This window comes from Corallococcus sp. BB11-1 (genome assembly GCF_026626625.1).
GTDB classification, from domain to species: domain Bacteria; phylum Myxococcota; class Myxococcia; order Myxococcales; family Myxococcaceae; genus Corallococcus; species Corallococcus soli.
This window is the reverse complement of the sequence record NZ_JAPNJY010000007.1, coordinates 284,528-301,520: the sequence shown is the minus strand read 5'-3', so window position 1 is coordinate 301,520 and position 16,993 is coordinate 284,528. Positions and strand designations below refer to the sequence as shown.

The 16,993-nt window shown below is 69.8% G+C and carries 12 protein-coding genes; 3 read left to right on the top strand and 9 right to left on the bottom strand.

The window, feature by feature from the left end; translation table 11 throughout:
- Positions 1–49: 49 nt before the first annotated feature.
- The 7 genes from OV207_RS08225 to OV207_RS08195 form a co-directional block, all read right to left on the bottom strand.
- Entirely contained in the window at positions 50–1,735 is a 1,686-nt protein-coding gene (locus tag OV207_RS08225; RefSeq protein ID WP_267553990.1) for a tetratricopeptide repeat protein, read from the bottom strand.
- Between the two features lie 32 nt (positions 1,736–1,767).
- Complete coding sequence (locus OV207_RS08220) at positions 1,768–1,941, bottom strand: hypothetical protein (RefSeq protein WP_267553988.1); 174 nt, start codon at positions 1,939–1,941, stop codon at positions 1,768–1,770.
- Between the two features lie 34 nt (positions 1,942–1,975).
- Entirely contained in the window at positions 1,976–2,614 is a 639-nt protein-coding gene (gene cglE / locus OV207_RS08215; RefSeq protein ID WP_267553986.1) for an adventurous gliding motility protein CglE, read from the bottom strand.
- A gap of 114 nt (positions 2,615–2,728) precedes the next feature.
- Positions 2,729–4,675 carry an adventurous gliding motility protein GltG gene (gene gltG / locus OV207_RS08210; RefSeq protein ID WP_267553983.1) on the bottom strand — a complete coding sequence of 649 codons (1,947 nt, stop codon included), beginning with the start codon at positions 4,673–4,675 and terminating at the stop codon, positions 2,729–2,731.
- A 79-nt stretch (positions 4,676–4,754) separates the two neighbouring features.
- Positions 4,755–5,018: an adventurous gliding motility protein CglF gene (gene cglF / locus OV207_RS08205; RefSeq protein WP_120540633.1), complete on the bottom strand. Its 264-nt coding sequence runs from the start codon at positions 5,016–5,018 to the stop codon at positions 4,755–4,757.
- Positions 5,019–5,154: 136 nt separating this feature from the next.
- Positions 5,155–6,594 (bottom strand): adventurous gliding motility TPR repeat lipoprotein GltE, encoded by a 1,440-nt coding sequence (gltE, locus tag OV207_RS08200; RefSeq protein ID WP_267553981.1) that lies wholly within the window; start codon positions 6,592–6,594, stop codon positions 5,155–5,157.
- Positions 6,594–10,184 carry a tetratricopeptide repeat protein gene (locus OV207_RS08195; RefSeq protein ID WP_267553979.1) on the bottom strand — a complete coding sequence of 1,197 codons (3,591 nt, stop codon included), beginning with the start codon at positions 10,182–10,184 and terminating at the stop codon, positions 6,594–6,596. The genes gltE and OV207_RS08195 overlap by 1 nt, the downstream gene beginning before the upstream one ends.
- A 304-nt stretch (positions 10,185–10,488) precedes the next feature.
- On the opposite strand from OV207_RS08195, the gene OV207_RS08190 reads away from it, so the two are divergent.
- The gene (locus tag OV207_RS08190; protein WP_193348154.1) at positions 10,489–11,139 is read left to right on the top strand and encodes a hypothetical protein; all 651 of its coding nucleotides are present in this window, start codon (positions 10,489–10,491) and stop codon (positions 11,137–11,139) included.
- Positions 11,140–11,206: 67 nt separating this feature from the next.
- Complete coding sequence (locus tag OV207_RS08185) at positions 11,207–12,163, top strand: ATP-binding protein (RefSeq protein ID WP_267553978.1); 957 nt, start codon at positions 11,207–11,209, stop codon at positions 12,161–12,163.
- 90 nt (positions 12,164–12,253) lie between these two features.
- Here OV207_RS08185 and OV207_RS08180 read toward each other — a convergent pair whose 3' ends face one another.
- Positions 12,254–14,842, bottom strand: coding sequence for a N,N-dimethylformamidase beta subunit family domain-containing protein (locus OV207_RS08180; protein ID WP_267553977.1), 2,589 nt, complete (start codon positions 14,840–14,842; stop codon positions 12,254–12,256).
- Between the two features lie 168 nt (positions 14,843–15,010).
- A complete protein-coding gene (locus OV207_RS08175; RefSeq protein ID WP_267553976.1) occupies positions 15,011–16,204 on the bottom strand; it encodes an aspartate kinase in 1,194 nt (397 codons plus the stop codon).
- A gap of 42 nt (positions 16,205–16,246) precedes the next feature.
- Between OV207_RS08175 and OV207_RS08170 the strand changes: the two genes are divergently transcribed.
- Positions 16,247–16,990, top strand: coding sequence for an ABC transporter ATP-binding protein (locus OV207_RS08170; protein WP_267553975.1), 744 nt, complete (start codon positions 16,247–16,249; stop codon positions 16,988–16,990).
- Positions 16,991–16,993 lie beyond the last annotated feature (3 nt).

Sequence of the window (16,993 nt, the reverse complement as noted above, 5' to 3'; positions counted from 1 at the left end):
GCCGCGGGCGCCCCCGGGCAATCGCGCAAAACCCGTCAACCGATGGGATTTATTGGCTTTCTTGCTCGCCAGCCGAGGAAGCATTTTCCGTCGACGCCGCCACGCCATCCGCGTCGTCACCGGCTTCCGACTTGTCCGCCGCGGGGGGCGTCGCCGGGGCGTCGGGCAGGGCCTTCGCCCGCTCCAGGCCCGCGCTGTCGTTGAGCTGCGTGTACAGGGCGACAGCCTTGTCCCGCTGCTGCAGCTCCTCCGCGATCTGCGCGGCGCGGGGCAGGTCGCCCAGCTTCTCGTACAGGGGCAGCGCCTTGTCCTTGCGGCCCGCCTGCGTCCACGTCTCCGCGGCGGCGGCCGTGTCGCCCAGCAGCTCCAGCCACCGGGCACGGCCGGCGGGCTTCTGCTCCTGTTCGGCGCGCGCCAGCTCACGCTGCGCCAGCTCCTTGGCCTCGTCCTCGAGGGTGAGCCGCTGCATGAAATGGAACGCCTTGGGCGGAGGCAGGGGGCTCAGCACCTCCACCGCCTCGCGCCGCTGGCCCACGGCCACCAGCAGGGTCGCCGCGCCCAGCCGGTCACCACGCTCCACCAGGGCCTTCACCTCCAGGCCCCGGATGCGGTTGGCGCTCGGCAGATCCCGCGCGCGCTCGTACGCCTTGCGCGCCAGGGTCAGCTTGTTGGCGCGCTCGTACGCGAGCGCCGCCTGGTCGAACTGGCGCGCGCGCTCGTACAGGCGGGCGACGTTCTCGAAGTCGGCCTTGGCGACGTAGTGCTCCATGAGGAGCTCGTACGCGCCCGCCTTCTCCAGCGTGGGGCCAATCTGATCCGGAGGCAGCGTGCCGACGAGGCGGCGGGCCGCGTCGTTGTCCTGTCCGGCCAGCGCCGTGCGCAGCGCGCTCTTCAGGTCCCCGCCCGCCTCGAACAGCCGGGTGGCGTCCGCGAAGCCGTTGTTGCGCTCGTACAGGCGCGCGGCGTCACGCGTGCGGCCCATGCCTTCCAGCTGGGTCGCCTGCTCCTTCCAGTCGCCCGTCAGCTCCGGCATCGGCGCGCGCTCGGGGCGCTCACCGCGGGCCGGACGCTCGCCACGCTCCGGACGCTCGGCCCGGGGCGGACGCTCACGACGCTCGCCGGCACCGGCGGCGCCACGCTCCGGGCGGTCGCCGCGCGGAGGACGGTCAGAACGCTCCCGGCGCTCGCCAGGGCCGCCCCGCTCCGGACGCTCGGAACGCTCGCGCGGCGCCTCGCTCCGGGCAGGCGCCTCGGGCTCCGGCGTCGGCTCGCGGCCGCTCAGGGTGAAGGCCGCCTGCGAACGCTCGCGGTCACCCGCGGCGCGCCAGACGCGTCCCACCAGCGTCATCACGTCCAGCCAGGCCCCGTGCTTCTCCTTCGCGGGGTCCACAACCGGTGCCGCCGGAGCCGCTTCGGCCGGCGCGGCGCCTTCCGCCGGCGCGGCACCCTCGCCAGCGCCTTCGGCGGCAGGAGCCTCCGCGGAGGCCTCCGCCGGAGCCGCGGACTCGGTGCCTTCCGTCGTCGCCGCCGCTTCCGGAGCCGCGGCGCCCTCTTCCGGCAGGGCCGGCTTGGGCTGACGCTGCACGCGCAGGAGCGTGGTGATGAGACGACCGCGCGTGTTGAGGTCCAGGTCGTCCAGCGACTTGAGGTTCATGGGCCGCAGCGAGCGGACGATGGCCTCCAGCGGACCCTTCTCCGCGGCGAAATCATTCTTGGAGAGCGCCTTCTCCAGCACGCTCAGCTCGGCGATGACGCGCTGGCCCGGACCTACCGGACCCGCATCACGGTCGCGGCCTCGGCCTTCGCCCCGCCCGCGCCCTTCACCACGGCCACCGCCGCCAGGACCGCCACCACGACCGCCGAAACCACCCGGCCCGTCACGGCGAGGCCCCTGACCCGGCGCGCCCCCGTTCGGACCACGTCCACCCGGACGCGATCCACCGCTTCCATTCTCCTGAGCCACGTGAATCTCCCGCTAGAACGCGTAGCGAATGTTGGGCGCGATCGCGAACCCGAAGGCGCCCTTGGAGGCGAGGTAGTTCCCCGTGACCTCCAGCCCCACCGAGAAGTGGCGCAGCCGCGTGTAGTACTCCACTCCGGGCCCGGCAAACACAAGAATGTCGGAATCCGGGAGGAGCTTCTTGGGGGAGAACATCGCGTACCCCGCGCCGGCGCGGGCGTAGATCCAGGTGCGCTTGACCTCCTGGCTGTCGGCGAAGCCCACCAGGCGGGCGCGCAGGACGGCGCCCGGCACCAGCATGGTGAAGTCACCGGAGGCCGCGCCCTGCGAGTAGCCGATGTACTCGGCCCCCGCCGTGTTCGCGGAGCCCATGAAGAAGACGCCCAGGGACAGGCGCTCCCCCAGGTCGACGCCCAACTCCACCTGGGCCATCTGCCCGGACGAGAAGGGCCGGGGCCCCTGCGACGCGGGGGGGTTGGCGATCCACGACGGGCCGCCGTACACCGCGAAGTACACACCGCGCTCGACCTCGTCGAAGGTCACCGCGGGCCGATCCCCCGCGGCGGAACCGGCGCTGGGGGTCTCCTGGGCGGCCGCCACACCGGGGACGAGGAAGGCGGCGCACAAGGCGAGAGGAGCAAGGACTTTCTGCATGGAAGGCAGCCTGGGGGGGCAGGACTCCCGCGGGGACGGGAGCAGGAAGTGAAGAAGCGGGCAGCCCTGTCGCCAGGGCCGCCCGCGTGGGACACGGTTGAAGTGGAGTCTAGGCTAGTCGCCGGCCTGCTTGAAGATGAACGGGTACGTCACGATCACGGAGCCGCCACCCTTGGGCTCCGGGAACTTCCAGGTGCGCACGCGGCCCGCCACGCAGGTCTCCAGGTCCGAGTTGCCCGCCGTGGACTGCGCGACGTTGGACGTGGCCACCGAGCCCGTGGCGCTGATGATGAACTTCACGGAGACCTTGCCGCCCAGCTTCGGGAAGCGGTTGAGCAGGCTCTCGTAGCAGTAGCGGATCTGCCCGCGGTTGCGCTGGATGACCTGGCGGATGAGCTCCTTGTCCAGCGAGCCCATGACCTCCGGGTCCGAGGACGTGATGCCCACGTCCACGCTCTGCTTGCCGCCGAGCGTGCCCACGCCGGTGCCGTAGCTGCCGCTGCCGCCGCCACGGCCCTTGGTGCCGATGCCGCCGATGCCGATGCTGTCACCGGTGCCGCCGCCACCACCGCCGCTGCCGCGCAGCCCCAGGCCGCCGAAGCCGCCCGCGTCGCCCGCCTTCGCGCCGAACATGTTGCCCATGGCGCTCTTGAGCTCGCCGCCCAGGCCCGCCTTGCCGAAGATGGTGGAGATGCCGCCCTTGCCGCCGCCGAAGATCTTCGCGGTGAGGGCGCGCGCCTCGTCCTTCTTGTTCGGGTCGCCCTTGGGCGCGGTGCGGTTGTTGGCCTTGGGCGCGTCCTTCTTGCCCATCTGGCCTTCGTCGCCGCGGGACTTCTGGGCCATCTCGCCCGACTTCTTCTCCTTCTGCTGGTTCAGCTTCTCCAGGAACTTGTTCTTCTGGGTCTCGGGCGCCTTGATGATGAGCTTCGCGATGCGCGCGTCGTTCCCCGCGAGCTCGTCCGCGTACTCATCCCCTTCCCCGCTGCTGTTCATCGAGTGGATGACGAACGCGGTGGCGATGAAGAACATCACCAGGAAGATGTTGAGCGCCGTGTAGTCCAGGTTCTCGCCCAGCGGCACGACCACGCGCTTGGGCACCGCCTGGAACTGCGCCTCCAGGGTGACGCCGCCCAGGTCCACCCAGAAGAAGTCGTCCGCCTCCAGCGTCAGCGCGTAGGCGTCGCCGTCGCTGCTGGCCTTGCCGGACTCCATCACCGCTTCCAGGTCGAGCGTCTCGCCCTTGCGGGTCAGCTCGCCCTTCATCTTGCGCGCGAAGCGCACGGTGAAGGACTGGCCGTCGGTGCGCAGCACCTCGAAGGACGGGCCGCCCAGCTTGGCGTCGCCCATCACGAAGTCCACGTCCTTGGCGCTGCCCACCGTGAAGCCCTTCTTCTTGCCCGGAGGCACGAAGAACTCGCCCACGCGCTGGTCGCCCCAGAGCAGGCGCAGCGACACGCCCTGCGGGCCGTTGGACTTGGTGCGGCGCACGGTGCGCACGCGCGGCGCCTCTTCTTCTTCCTCCGCCGCGGACTCTTCCCGCGCGGGGGCGGCGGGCGCCACGACCTTGTTCTTCTGCGTGGGCGCGACCGACGCATCCATCGCGGCGGCGGGCGCCGGCGGCGCGGCGACGGGCGCCGCAACCGGCGCGGCCACGGCCTGCGCGATGGCGGCGGCGGGAGCCACGGGGGCCACGGTGGCGTTCTTGTCGGTGGGCGCGTCCGCCTGGGCGACGGCGGCGGCCAGGTTCACCGCGGCGACGGCGGCCGGGTTCTCCAGGCGGATGGTGGTGCCACCCACGCGGACCTCGTCACCGAAGGAGACCTGCCCCTTGTTGACGCGCTTGCCGTTGACGTAGGTGCCTTCGACGCTGCCCATGTCGATGATGGACATGGAGCCGTCGCCGGCCACTTCGATGACGGAGTGGATGCGGCTGACCTTGTCGTCCTCCAGGCACAGGTGCGCGGAGGAGAGACGACCAATCTTGATGATGTCGCGCTCGTAGTCCTTGGTGGCGACCAGCGTGTCGCCCTTGAAGACCTTGAGTGTCAGGGGTACGGCCATGAAGGGGGCTCCCGGTTCGCTTACGCGCTCGTTGGACAACGGCTCTGGCGGAAGGTTCCCGCCGGCAATTCGTGAGGAATTACAGCTCACCCACGGACTGCATGACCTTGTCCTCGAAGTCCTCGCGGATGCGGATGAGGTTCGAGTGCTTCACGGACTTGCGAGCCTCGACGTACTCACCATCCGGCTTCGTGAGGTCGCCTTCGATGGTGTCGTCCTCGAAGTCGACCGTGGACGTCTTCTGCATCTTGGCGCCACCACCGCCCGCCTTGTCCCCGCCCTCATCCTGGGCGAAGGCCGGAGCCACCGACAGCGTCACGCACAGCATCAGCCACTTCCGCATCCTGCCTCCACGAGGAGCCCCTTCCCGGGCCCACTTGTTCCGCACGGCAACCCCCGCGAAACGCCGGGGGCTCACAAGGTTCGCATCATCCCGAGCCGCACCGCCAGCGTGAAGCCACTGGCGGGCTTCTCCCACATCACAGCAGGTCGTCGGTGGGCTCGTCCGCGTCCACCGGGGCTGCATTCTTCTGGGCAGGCGCGGCTGGCGTGCCTCCCGCCGGGGTGGCCGCGGCCGGCTGGTTGCCGGTGGCGGCGGCCGGGGTGGCCTTGGGCGCGGTGCCGTCACCGGACACGGGCGTCGCGGCGTTGGGCGCGGGCTGGCCCTTCTGTCTGGCCTCCTCCGCCTTCATCGCGGCCTGCTGCTGGGCCTGGAGCGCCTCCATCTGCTTGGCCTGCTCCTCGGCGGCCTTCGCCTCGCGCTTGGCCTGCACGATGCTCTCCGCTTCGCGCAGCAGGCCGAAGACGGGGGCTTCGGCGTTGAGCGCGACCTCGCCGCCCGCCAGGGCGACGTACTTGCGGTACAGCTCCACCGCGCGCTCCGGGGCGTCCTTCACCTTGTGCAGGATGATGCCGCGGTTGAGGTACGTGGCGCCCAGGTCCGGGTTGAGCTTCTCCGCCTCGTCGTACTCCTGCATGGCCTTGTCGTACTGGCCCTGGCCCTTGAGCGCGATGCCCAGGTCCACGTGCGCGGCGGCGTTCTTGCCATCCGACTGCAGGATGCGGCGCAGGTGCTCCTCCGCGCCGGGGAAGTCCTCCGCGTCCAGCGCCAGCTGCGCCAGCGCCACGTGCGACGGCACGTAGTCCGCCTTCGCCTCGAGCGCGCTCTTGAACTGCACGCGCGCGCCCGCGTTGTCCCCTTCCCGCTGGAGGATGAGGCCCACGGCGTGGTGCAGCTCCGGATCCGTGGCGTCCAGCTTCACCGCGCGCAGCGCGACGAGCTTCGCCATGGCCAGCTGCTTGCGCTCCAGGTAGCTGCGGATCATCACCTTCAGGGCGTTGGTGTTCTGCGGGTCGCGCATGAGCGCGGCGCGCGACAGCTCCATCGCCTTGTCGTGGTCGTTGTTCTGCCGGTAGATCTCCGCCAGACGGGCGCGCGAGCCGGCGTCGTCCGGGTAGCGCGTGAGCACGTCCTGGTAGAGCGCCACCGCGCCGGCCACGTCGCCGGAGTTCTGGCGCATGATGGCCAGGTTGTCCGACGCCTGCCGCAGGGACGGCTTCTTGGTGAGCGCCGCCTGGTAGCGGGCCTTCGCCTCCTCCGGCTTGCCCATGCGCTCGGCGATGACGCCCAGGTTGTACTCGGCCTCCGCCAGGTTCTGGTCCGCCTCCACCGCGGCCCTGAACTTGCGCTCCAGCGACGGGTAGTCGAACGCCTTGGCCTTCTTCTGCGCGTCGAAGGACTTCACCGCGTCATCGAACAGCAGCATGGCGCGGTTGGAGATGGACACCGGCCCGGTGGGCGCGGCGGAGGGCTTCTCCACCGCCGGCTTCACGGCCGACTGGGTGGAGGAGCAACCGACGGCGGTGAGGGCCAGCGAGGCCAGCAGGAGGGCGGGGCGGAACGGGTGCGTGCGATTCATTAGAGGAAGTCCTCCGGCTCCTGATCATCAACGGTCTTCTTGGGCGCGCTGCCGTCCTTGGACGCGGCGGGCTTGGCGATTTCGGACTCGGTCTGCTGACGCAGCTGGTTGGTGAGCGTCGACAGGTCCTCGTTGAGCGCCTCGCTCTTGGCCAGCTTCTCCGGCTCGGGCTTCGCCGTGGGGGGCGGGATGTCCTGCACGGCCGCGAGCATGTCGCCCGCGAGCACGAACTCCTTGTGCTTGAGCGCCAGCTTCTCCTCCAGGACCTCCGGGTACTTGTCCGGCGCGTACGTGGTGCGGAGGATCTTGAGGCTCGCCGCGGCGCAGTCGTTGAACACGCCCAGCTCGCGGCTCTTGGCGACCGCGCTGGAGAAGGCCTCGGTGGCCTTGTCCTTGAGCGGCTGCGCCTGGTTGGCGAACTCGTCGCGCAGGGCCTGCTGCGACTCCTCGTCCAGGCCGCGCGGCATGGGCGCGTTCACCACGATCTCCGCCATGTGGTCGTACGCCAGGCCAATGCGCTGCAGCGCGCAGATGGCCGGCTCCGGGGCGCCCAGGGCCACCGTCTGCACGTACTTCTTCTGGACGACCTCCAGCGCGCGGCCCTTGTCGGCCAGCGAGCCCTTGAAGCGCTCCGGCGACGGCGGCACGCCCCAGTACAGCTTCAGGCGCCGGTACTCCACCCAGTCCGGCTCGATGGCGAGCAGGTTCGCCTGCGCGGCGGCGGCCAGGGCGGGCTTCTCCAGCGAGGCCTTCTGGTTGCGGCCCAGCTGGTCGAAGTACTCGAAGATGCGCTTGTTCATGCGCGACACGTCGCGCGGCTTCTTCATCTTCTCGTAGATGGCGACGATGCGGCCTTCCGCGTTGAGGAACTTGCTGGACGAGCGCATGTTGTCGCGCTCGTACTCCTCCAGCAGCTTGATGGCCTTCATGTACGCGCCCTGCTTCACGTGCAGGTCCACGATGGAGAGGAACACCCCTTCGGCGTCCTTCGACTTGGGCCACAGCTCCAGGTAGTACTCGCGGTTCTTCAGCGCCTGCTTCAGCTGGCCCAGGCCCTCGCGGTAGGTGGACGCGTTGAACAGGGCGATCTGCGCCTTGGACTCGTCCCACTTCTGCACCACCGCGGGCTTCGCGGGGGAGTCGTTGGCGGCCTGCTTCGCCTTCGCCTTGGCCTTCGCCCTGGCCTTCGCCTTGGCGGCGGGGGCCCCGCCCTTCTCGCTCAGGCTGCGCTCATAGCCGCGCACGTAGAGCTCGTAGGTGGAGGCCGCCTCTTCGAAGTCACCGATGGCCTCCAGCGCCTCCGCGTTCGCGTAGATGGAGTCCGGCACGTACTTGGACCGGGGGTACTCCGCGAACAGGCGCTTGCGGACCTCGATGGCCTTGTCCAGGCTCTTCGCCTTGTAATAGTCGACGGACGCGTTGTAGAGCGCCAGGTCCGCGATCTCCGTCTGCGGGAAGTCGTGGACGAAGTTCAGGTACGCCTCGGCCGCCTTGGAGAACTCCTTCTTCTCCTCCAGTTGGCTGACCAGCTTGAACGACGACTGTTCAATCAGCTTCGCCAGGTCGTCGCGGAACTTGCCGACCGCGAGCTTGTCGTTCGCGTAGAAGCGGCGCGCCCACTCGTTCACCTTCGCGAAGTCCTGCAGCAGGTTGTACGAGTCGAGGATGAGGTTCGCGGCGATCTCACCCGCGCGCTGGCCGTCCTCGAACTTGTACTCCGGGTGGCCGAGCGCGATCTCACTGAAGCGCAGCACGGCTTCGTCGAAGTGGTTGTGGCGGTAGTAGATGTTCGCCGCCTTGAAGGCGATCTCCACGCGCTTGTCGCCCTTGGGGACGTACTTGAGGTAGCGCTCGCACGCGTCCAGCAGCGACTTCTTCAGCGTGGGGATGGTGATCTTCTTGGTGATGTCGGTGCCGGCCGACTCGCTCTTCGCCTCGCCGCGGGCCTCGGCCGACTTGACGACCTCGTCGTAGGCGAGCACCGCGTTGTAGGAGGCGTTGCTCAGCCACTTGCCCGGCTTGCCCGGCTTGGGCTTGCCCTTGTCGTCCTTGGCCTCCAGCACCTTGGCGTCCTGGAGGACGACGAGGGTGTAGTTGGCGGCGGCCTTGTCGAAGTTCTGCAGGTTGTCGTTGAGGAGCTCCGCCCAGAAGAAGCGCAGGTCGTACGCCTTGGGGTTCTCCGGGAAGAGCGTGAGGTAGTCGCTGTACACGGCGTCCGCGTACTTGAAGGTCTCCTCGTTGCGCGTCTTCTTGCCCTCGTTGTGCCAGGTGACGGCGAGGTTGGAGAGCGTGCGCTCGGACAGCTCCTTCGCCTCCGCGAGCGCCTTCTTGTCCTTGTCGTCCTTGATGACGCCGGAGGACTCCACGTCCTTCATGATCTTCACGAGCCGGCGCACCTGGGCCACGGTGCGCTCCTTGTTGCCCATGCGAAGGATGCAGTCGACGATCTTGCCCTGGAAGCCGGGGGACTCCGGCGACAGCGGCTTCTCCTTGATCAGCGCGTTGTACGTGATGGCCGCTTCGCGGTCCTTGCCGTCGCCGTAGTACAGGTTCGCGAGCTGCTTCATCATCGCGAAGCGGTCCTCCGGATTGGTGGCGACCTTGCCGAAGTCCGCGCGGGCCTGCGTGACGTCACCCTCGCGGGCGAAGGAGCGCACGTAGTCGGCGCGCGCCTCACGCACGAGCGAACCCTTCGCCTTGCTCTTGCCGTCCTTCTCCACCGCGGCGGCACCCGCCAGCTCGCCGTAGAGGACCACGGTCTTGTACTTGTCCTTCGCGGACTCGTACTCGCCCATGTTGAAGTAGCACCAGCCCTGCTTGTAGAGGGCGAAGGCGTAGACCTGGTTCTCCGGGAACTCGGCGGCCTTCTTGTAGGCCGCGAGCGCCTTCTCCAGCTCCGGGCGCTTGCCCTTGGAGTTGTTGAAGTAGTACTCGCCGAAGGCGAAGTACGCGTCCGGGATGTACTTGGACGTGGGGTGCTTCTCGATGAGGCGCTTGAACGCGACGAGCGCCTTCTTGTCCTGGCCGTCCTCCATCAGGTACTGGCCGAGGAAGAAGAGCACTTCGTCCGTGCGCTCGAACTTCGGGTACTCCTGGACGATCTTCGTGTACTGCTCGACGGCGTACTTGCCGTTCTCCTTCACCTTCGCCATCAACTCCGCCTTCTCCGCCTTGGCCTTCTGCTGGGCCGCGGCGTCGTTGCGGTTCATGGCGACGATGAGCTCGTCGTCCTTCCGGTTGGCTTCGAAGAAGAAGAACTTCGACTCCTCCCAGTAGAGCTCGCCCAGGCGGAACAACAGGCTGGGGGCCTCCTTCTGATCAGGAGACAGGGAGATGATCTTCCGCAGCGATTCGATCTGTTCGCGGCGCTTGGAGGCGACCTGCACCTCCACGCCCAGGCGGAACTGATCATATTGCAGCGTGGGAGCGGCCTGCTGGGCTTCCTTCGGGCGCGTGATGTCGCCGGCGAGGGACTTGTCCACGGTGGTCGTGGACTTCTTGCCCAGGTCAGCGTCGCGCAGTGCTTTCTTCTCCTGGGCCGAAGCCATGGAAGTCAGGAGAACGAGGCAAACGAGTAACGAGCGGCGCATGGTCTTCCTAGGAGCGAGGGACCGGCGTTCCCGATGGCCTGCCTGCTTGGCAAGTGTCCGGGAATCTTCGGGAATTTCCATGAGGGGACCCGTACTATGCGCGGTTTCCGCAAGGCGGGTCAACTTGGACGGACGGACGTCTGGTCCGTTGGATAGCAGGCGGGAAAACTTCAATTTCGCTGTGCTCGGGAGGCGGCCAGCCGGGGGTTGAACAGTGGCCGGAAGGTTGCGATGAGGGATCCAGGGAGTATCAGAAGCGGGCGGTCGGAAGACTGGCCGCCCTGCCTGGAGCCGTTCGCGGATCATGAGCCTTCTGCCGGAGAGCGCCAGCTTTGAAGAGCTGGTGCAGGACTACTACCTCGCGGTGCGTGGCGCGGGGCTGATGTTGTCCGCGTTGGATACCCAACTCGTCACGGCGTGGGCGCAGGAGGGGGTTCCCTTCGAGGTGGTGGCGCGCGGCATCTCCCGTTCCGCGGAGAAGGCGCTGTGGGACGCGCGCCCCGGGGAGCCGGTGCTGCGATCACTCCGCGCGTGCCGGCGCCAGGTGGAGACGGAGATCCGCAAGTACCGGGACCTGTCCGCGGGCCAGGGCGAGGAGGCCGCCCCGACGGTGAAGAAGAAGGCGGCCCGCTCCTGGGAGGAGGTGCGCCACGCCCGGCTGTGCGCGGCGCTCCGGGCCCTCACGGAGCGTGAGGCCGCCCTGGCGCCGAGAGTGCACCGGCTGCTCGACACGGTGCTCGCGTGCGTGCCCCGGGAGCCCGCGGCCATGGATCAGCAGGAGGCGTGGGCGCTGCTGGTGCTCCTGCGCGCCCTGCCCTTCCCGGAGCGCCGCACGGTGTGGCGCGACGCCCGGACGGGCGAGCAGCAGCTCATGACGGCGCGGGCGCGGCGGGTGTCGCGGCGCTTCCGGCTCCAGGCGGCGGTGCGCCGGCGGCTGGACATGAAGGAGACCTGAGGGGTTGGGTCCCTTTCGCGCGCCTGAACGGAAGTCCAGCGGGCTGACGGGCAGGGAGGGCGGTGGTATGGCTGGTCCCCAGATGGCTCCCAAGGCGAACGGCGAGGCGTGCGGGGTGTGCGGTGGGCGGACGTACCTCATCGAGCGGCGCGGGGAGCTCGCGTCGGCCCGGGTGTGTACGTGCTCGGAGGAGTGCCCGGTGTGTGGCGGGCGCGGGCACATCCTGGTGGAGAAGGAAGGCACCTTCAGCAAGAAGGTGGGCGCGCGGACCTACGAAGTGCTGCAGCCGTGCATGTGCACGCTGCGACGCAAGCGGGTGGCGCTCTACAACGACGTGCAGATGCCGGGCGTCATGGCGCACGCGTCGTTCGACAACTACCGCCCCTTCAACGAAGCGCAGGACCGGGGCCGAGGCGTGGCGATGCACTTCGCCCACCAGTACGTGAAGGGCGCCACCAACAAGGGCTACGTGCTGAGCGGCCCGGTGGGCACCGGCAAGACGCACCTGCTGGCGGCGACGCTCGGGCACCTGGTGCTGGAGATGGGCGTGCGGGCCCGGTACGTGGAGATCTCCCTCCTCTACGCGACCATCCGGCGAGGGTTCCAGGACGGCAAGAGCGGCGGGGAGATCATCGGGCCGCTGTCGGAGGTCGAGGTGCTGGCCATCGACGAGCTGGGCAAGGGGCGTGGCAGTCCCTTCGAGATGGAGACGCTCGATGAGCTCATCGCCCGGCGCTACAACGCGGGGCGCACCACGCTGTTCGCGACGAACTACTCGCTGGAGCCGGAGCGCAAGGGCGCGCGCAGCACCGCGCCGACGGGCTACCGCGCCACCGACGACGCGCGCACGGCCATGAAGGACGCGGAGCTGCTGCGCGAGCGCGTGGGTGAGCGCATCTACAGCCGGCTGTGCGAGATGTGCAGCTTCGTGGAGCTGCCGCGCGACACGCCGGACCGGCGCCGCACGCGGCAGGAGATGGACGCGCCTCCGCCCCTGGGCGGGATGCGCAACACCGGGCGCTGAGCGGCGCCGCGCCCGGCTCCAGCGGCGCTCCAGGCCCGCGCCCTGCCCCATGGCCGGGCGGACCGGAGCCCGCCCGCGTGGCTCAGCCCCTCAAGGCGTGATGGCGCGCAACAGCGAGTTGCCGGCATCCGCCACGTACAGCGTCCCGTCCGGGCCCACCGCGAGCCCCGCCGGCAGCACCAGCTGCGCCTCCCGGCCCGTGCCGTCCGCATGGCCGTAGCGGCCGCTGCCCGCGAGCGTGGTCAGCTTCTCCGGCTCCCCGGCCGCGTTGAACAGCAGGCGGCGCACGCGGTAGTTGCCAGGGTCGGAGATGGCGAGCGAACCGTCCGGCAGCAGCGCCAGGCCCAGGTACGGCAGGAGCTGCGCGCCCGACGGGGCACCGTCGCGGAAGCCGGGCGTCGAGCCGGCCACCACGGAGGTGACCCCGTTGCGCACGCGAAGCACCCGCGCCATGCCGCTCTCCACCACGTACAGGGTGCCGTCCGCCGTCTGCACCGCCGCGGACGGGCGGTAGAGCCAATCCCCCTGCAGCGTCGTCACCGGGTTGCCCGGCAGCACCATGTCGATGCGGCGGATGACGCCGTTGTTCAGGTCCGCGACGAGCAGCCCCGTGCCGTCCGGCGTGAAGGACAGGCCCGCCGGCTGGTTGAAGGCCGACGCCAGGGCCAGGCCGTCCTGGTAGCCGGGCCCGGTGCCCGCGAACACCTCCGCCTTGCCCTCCACGGGGATGCGGCGGATGAGCGCGTTCTCCGTGTCCGCCACGTAGATGTTCCCCTGCGCGTCCGCGGCGATGCCCATGGGGCCGATGAGGCCGGTGAGCACCGTGCGGATCTTCCCGTCCGCCGACACGCGCTTGACGGTGTTGCCCAGCGAGTCCGCCACCGCCCAGCCACCGTCCGGCAGCACCGCGACCGCGAGCGGCGCGCCCAGCTCATCCGACGCCACCTTGCCGCCCGCGCGGCAGCGCTTGCCGGGCTCCCCCGCCACCGTGTGTACGGCCTGCGCGAAGGGACCCTGTGCCTGCGGCATCGCCGGAGGCTGGAACTTCACCAGGTCGTCCGGCACCTTCCGGCCCAGCGCCTTGTAGAGCACGTTGGCCACGATGCGGGCCGCGCGGGGATCCGGCACGCGGTCCGCCACCCCGGCCAGCTTGTGCACGAAGTCGATGCCGCCGGAGGAGAACACGTACGCGTCGCCCTGCTTGCGCACCACCATGTGCCCGAAGCCGAAGCCGCCCTGGAGCGACAGCGTGGGGGACTCGGCGAGCACCTCCACGCCAGCGGGCTGGCGACCGTTGTTCACCAGCTGATCCACTTCGTAGCCGTTGGCCATCCACAGCGTGTCGCCCGCCTTGAGCCCCGTGCCCGCGAAGGCCCAGTGGTCCGGCGCGGTGATGACCATCGGGAAGGGCCACTGGTGCCAGCGCGCCGCGAACTGCACGCCCAGGAGCGCGTTCTCCGGCCGGGGCGCGGGCAGGTCGCGGAACTTCACCGTCCTGCGCTGATCCTTGTACGGATCCGCCGCGTGGCCCTTGTAGCAGGTGACGACGCGGCGCTCGCGGCCGTCCGCGGCCGGCTCGTAGCGCACCTGCCAGTAGGCGTTGTTCGCGCCCAGGTTCAGCAGCGACCGCCCCTCCGACAGCGCGCGGTCCGCGTGGTCCCGCTGCTTGGAGGACCAGTACTCGTCATGGCCGGAGAGCACCAACGCCTTCGCACCACGCAGGAAGTCGTAGCTTGCGTCCATGTCCTCGTCGGTGAAGTAGCCCACGTCCAGGTCCTGCGCCTCCAGCCACATCACGAGGCTCAGGTCGTCCAGCATCAGGTGCCCGGAGCCCTGCCCCCGGTAGTAGGGCCGGTCGTACGAGGACTTGAAGGCGCGCGCCACGCCGTGCGCCTTCATCACGCCCTTCTGGTCGTCGTACAGGCTGGTGCCGCCCCAGGTGTTGTAGGCCGCCCAGTTCGACGTCGGGATGAGCACCGCCACCTCGGAGCGGGGGTTGGCGTCGCGCACGAAGAAGGGCACGTAGCGCGAGGGCTGGTCCTCGCGCACCAGCTTCACCACGTACACCCCGCGCACCCAGTCCTTCTGCACGGGGATGTCCAGCGTGGGCGACCAGCCGCAGGCGATGACGCCCGTCGTTGGATCCGCCGGGCAGTCCGCCTGACGCGTGCCCTTCACCGGGCCGCCCCGCGCGACCTCCCTGGCCCCCACGCCGCCGTAGTAGCCCAGGCGGTAGATGAACCACGTGAAGCTCTTCGCCTCCGACAGGGACACCGCCACGCGCAGCGACTCGCCGTGGGTGAGGGTGGCCTGGAGGGGGTAGCCCTCGATTTCGCGCTGGTTGGCGTTCTTGGTGATGCGCCAGTTGGCGGTGCCCTTCTTCTGGTTCTCCTTGCGCACCGCGTCCGCGTCTCGCGCGGGCAGCGAGGAGCCGCCGTCGGGCAGCGTGCCCGCGTCCGGTTCGGCGTCCGGGGTGCCCGCGTCGTATTCGGGCACGACGACGCCACCGTCCGGCCCGGTCGTCACGCCACCGTCATCGGTGTTGAGGGGCGGCTCGTCGTGGCGGTCGCCGGGAGGCGGCGTGCCCGGAGCAGGACCTGAGTCCTTGCACCCCATGCCTCCCGTCACCAGGAGCGCCAACACCACCCCCAGGCCCATCCACCGACGACCTTGTCGCATTCCCTACCCTCCCACCCGGGTGTTCAGGAGCGGAGGGTAGGCATCGACTTCGGGGAGGGAAGCGCCCTTCCCTTCATGGGTACGGAAGTTCGACAGTTCTTCCCCTCCGATACCCCTCGGGTCGGGCAAGCCACCGGATCAACAGAGGATCACCGCGTCAGCCGTCTGTCAGCCACCCAGCAGTTCCCGGTGCAGGCGCGCCGTCAGCGGCTTGAGGTGGGCCTTGTCCACCCACAGCGTCACCTGCAGCGGCGAGGTGCTCACGGCATGCACCCGGGCAGACAAGGCCTCGGCTGCCGCCAGGGCCTTTCGCAGCGGCACCCAGTCCGCGTTGAGGCCCACGCCGACGCAGGTGACGGTGCCCCACCCGTCCTGCCAGGACACCTCCGCGCCAAAGCGCGTGGTCAGCTCGCGCTGGAGGGCCTCCGGGCCATGCACGTCCGCGAGCGGGACCGCCAGGAACGTGCGCCCCGGGGCGCCCGGCAGCCCGTCGTGCGCGAGCGTGCGGCCCCTCACGGCGCGCGCGTCCAGGAACTCCAGCAGCTCCTGAAGGGACACGCTGGAGGTGGCGACGAGCACCGCCATCTCCGCGTCGGCCGTCACGCCCTTGATGCGGCTGTCGGTGGGTACGGCCAGCTCCTGCACGGCGGTGCCGGTGCCCTGGCCGTGGGCGGTGCGCGCGAGGATGGTGATGCCGCGCGCCTTGGCCCACTCCACCGCCTGGGCGTTGAGCACCTTGGCGCCAGCGCTCGCCAGCTCCTGCATCTCGTCGTAGCTCAGGGACTCCAGCTTGCGGGCGTCCGGCACCACGCGGGGATCCGCGCTGAAGACGCCATCCACGTCCGAATAGATTTCACACGCCTCCGCCTCCAGCGCCGCCGCCAGCGCGACCGCGGTGGTGTCCGAGCCGCCGCGCCCCAGCGTGGTGACCTCCTTCTTGTAGGACACCCCCTGGTAGCCCGCGACGATGACGACCTTGCCGTTCGCCAGCTCGTCCTGGATGCGGTAGGGGCGCACCTCCACGATGCGCGCCTGCGCGTGCGCGTCGTTGGTGATGATGCCGCTCTGGCTGCCGGTGAAGCTGATGGCCGGCACGCCGTGCTCCTGGAGCGCCATGGACAGGAGCGCCATGGAGATGCGCTCGCCACAGGTGAGGAGCATGTCCAGCTCACGCCGGGGCGGGTCCGCCGACACGCCCTTGGCGAGCGCCAGCAGGTCGTCCGTGGTGTCGCCCATGGCGCTGACCACCACGACCACCTGATACCCCGCGTCCCGCTTCTCCTTCACGCGACGGGCGACCTTGCCGAGCTTCTCCGCGTCGGCGACCGATGAGCCGCCGTACTTCTGAACCACGATTGGCATCCACGCCTCGCTTCCCGGGCAGTGTAAAGTCCGCCCCCGCGCATGCCAATCACCGAGAACCCCATCATCGAGGTGCGCAACCTCACCCGGCGCTACCGCGATCGCGTGGCCGTCCAGGACCTGTCCTTCACCGTGGGTGAGGGGGAGATCCTCGGCTTCCTCGGGCCCAACGGCGCGGGCAAGTCCACCACGATGAAGATCCTCACCGGCTTCCTGCCCCCTTCCGAGGGCAGCGCGAAGGTGGCCGGCTTCGACGTGTCCACCCACCCGATGGAGGTCAAACGGCGCATCGGGTACCTGCCGGAGACGCCGCCGCTGTACCCGGAGCTGACGGTGCACGGCTACCTGACGTTCGTCGCGGCGCTCAAGCAGTTGCCCGGCCGCGCCGTGCGTGCGGAGGTGGAGCGCGTGGCGGGCCTCACCGGCGTGAGCGACGTGCTGGGCCGCGTGCTCCAGAACCTGTCCAAGGGCTTCCAGCAGCGCGTGGGCATCGCGCAGGCGCTGCTCGGCTCGCCGCCGGTGCTCATCCTGGACGAGCCCACGGAGGGCCTGGACCCGGCCCAGCGCGCGGAGCTGCGCGCGTTGATCCGCGGCCTCGCGGGCAGGCACACGGTGCTCCTGTCCACGCACATCCTCCCGGAGGTCACCGTGACGTGCCAGACGGTGCTCATCCTCCACCAGGGCCGCGTGGTGGCCCACGACGCCATCGACGCGCTCGCGAAGTCCCACGGCCAGGCGGAGCACGCCTCGCTGGAAGAAGTCTTCATCAAGCTGACCGCCGCCTGAAGC

Bases quoted from the DNA above. Each gene is read 5' to 3' on its own strand.
- cglE (WP_267553986.1), bottom strand. From the start codon at position 2,614: ATGCAGAAAGTCCTTGCTCCTCTCGCCTTGTGCGCCGCCTTCCTCGTC.
- gltG (WP_267553983.1), bottom strand. From the start codon at position 4,675: ATGGCCGTACCCCTGACACTCAAGGTCTTCAAGGGCGACACGCTGGTC.
- cglF (WP_120540633.1), bottom strand. From the start codon at position 5,018: ATGCGGAAGTGGCTGATGCTGTGCGTGACGCTGTCGGTGGCTCCGGCC.
- gltE (WP_267553981.1), bottom strand. From the start codon at position 6,594: ATGAATCGCACGCACCCGTTCCGCCCCGCCCTCCTGCTGGCCTCGCTG.
- OV207_RS08195 (WP_267553979.1), bottom strand. From the start codon at position 10,184: ATGCGCCGCTCGTTACTCGTTTGCCTCGTTCTCCTGACTTCCATGGCT.
- OV207_RS08190 (WP_193348154.1), top strand. From the start codon at position 10,489: ATGAGCCTTCTGCCGGAGAGCGCCAGCTTTGAAGAGCTGGTGCAGGAC.
- OV207_RS08185 (WP_267553978.1), top strand. From the start codon at position 11,207: ATGGCTGGTCCCCAGATGGCTCCCAAGGCGAACGGCGAGGCGTGCGGG.
- OV207_RS08180 (WP_267553977.1), bottom strand. From the start codon at position 14,842: ATGCGACAAGGTCGTCGGTGGATGGGCCTGGGGGTGGTGTTGGCGCTC.
- OV207_RS08175 (WP_267553976.1), bottom strand. From the start codon at position 16,204: ATGCCAATCGTGGTTCAGAAGTACGGCGGCTCATCGGTCGCCGACGCG.
- OV207_RS08170 (WP_267553975.1), top strand. From the start codon at position 16,247: ATGCCAATCACCGAGAACCCCATCATCGAGGTGCGCAACCTCACCCGG.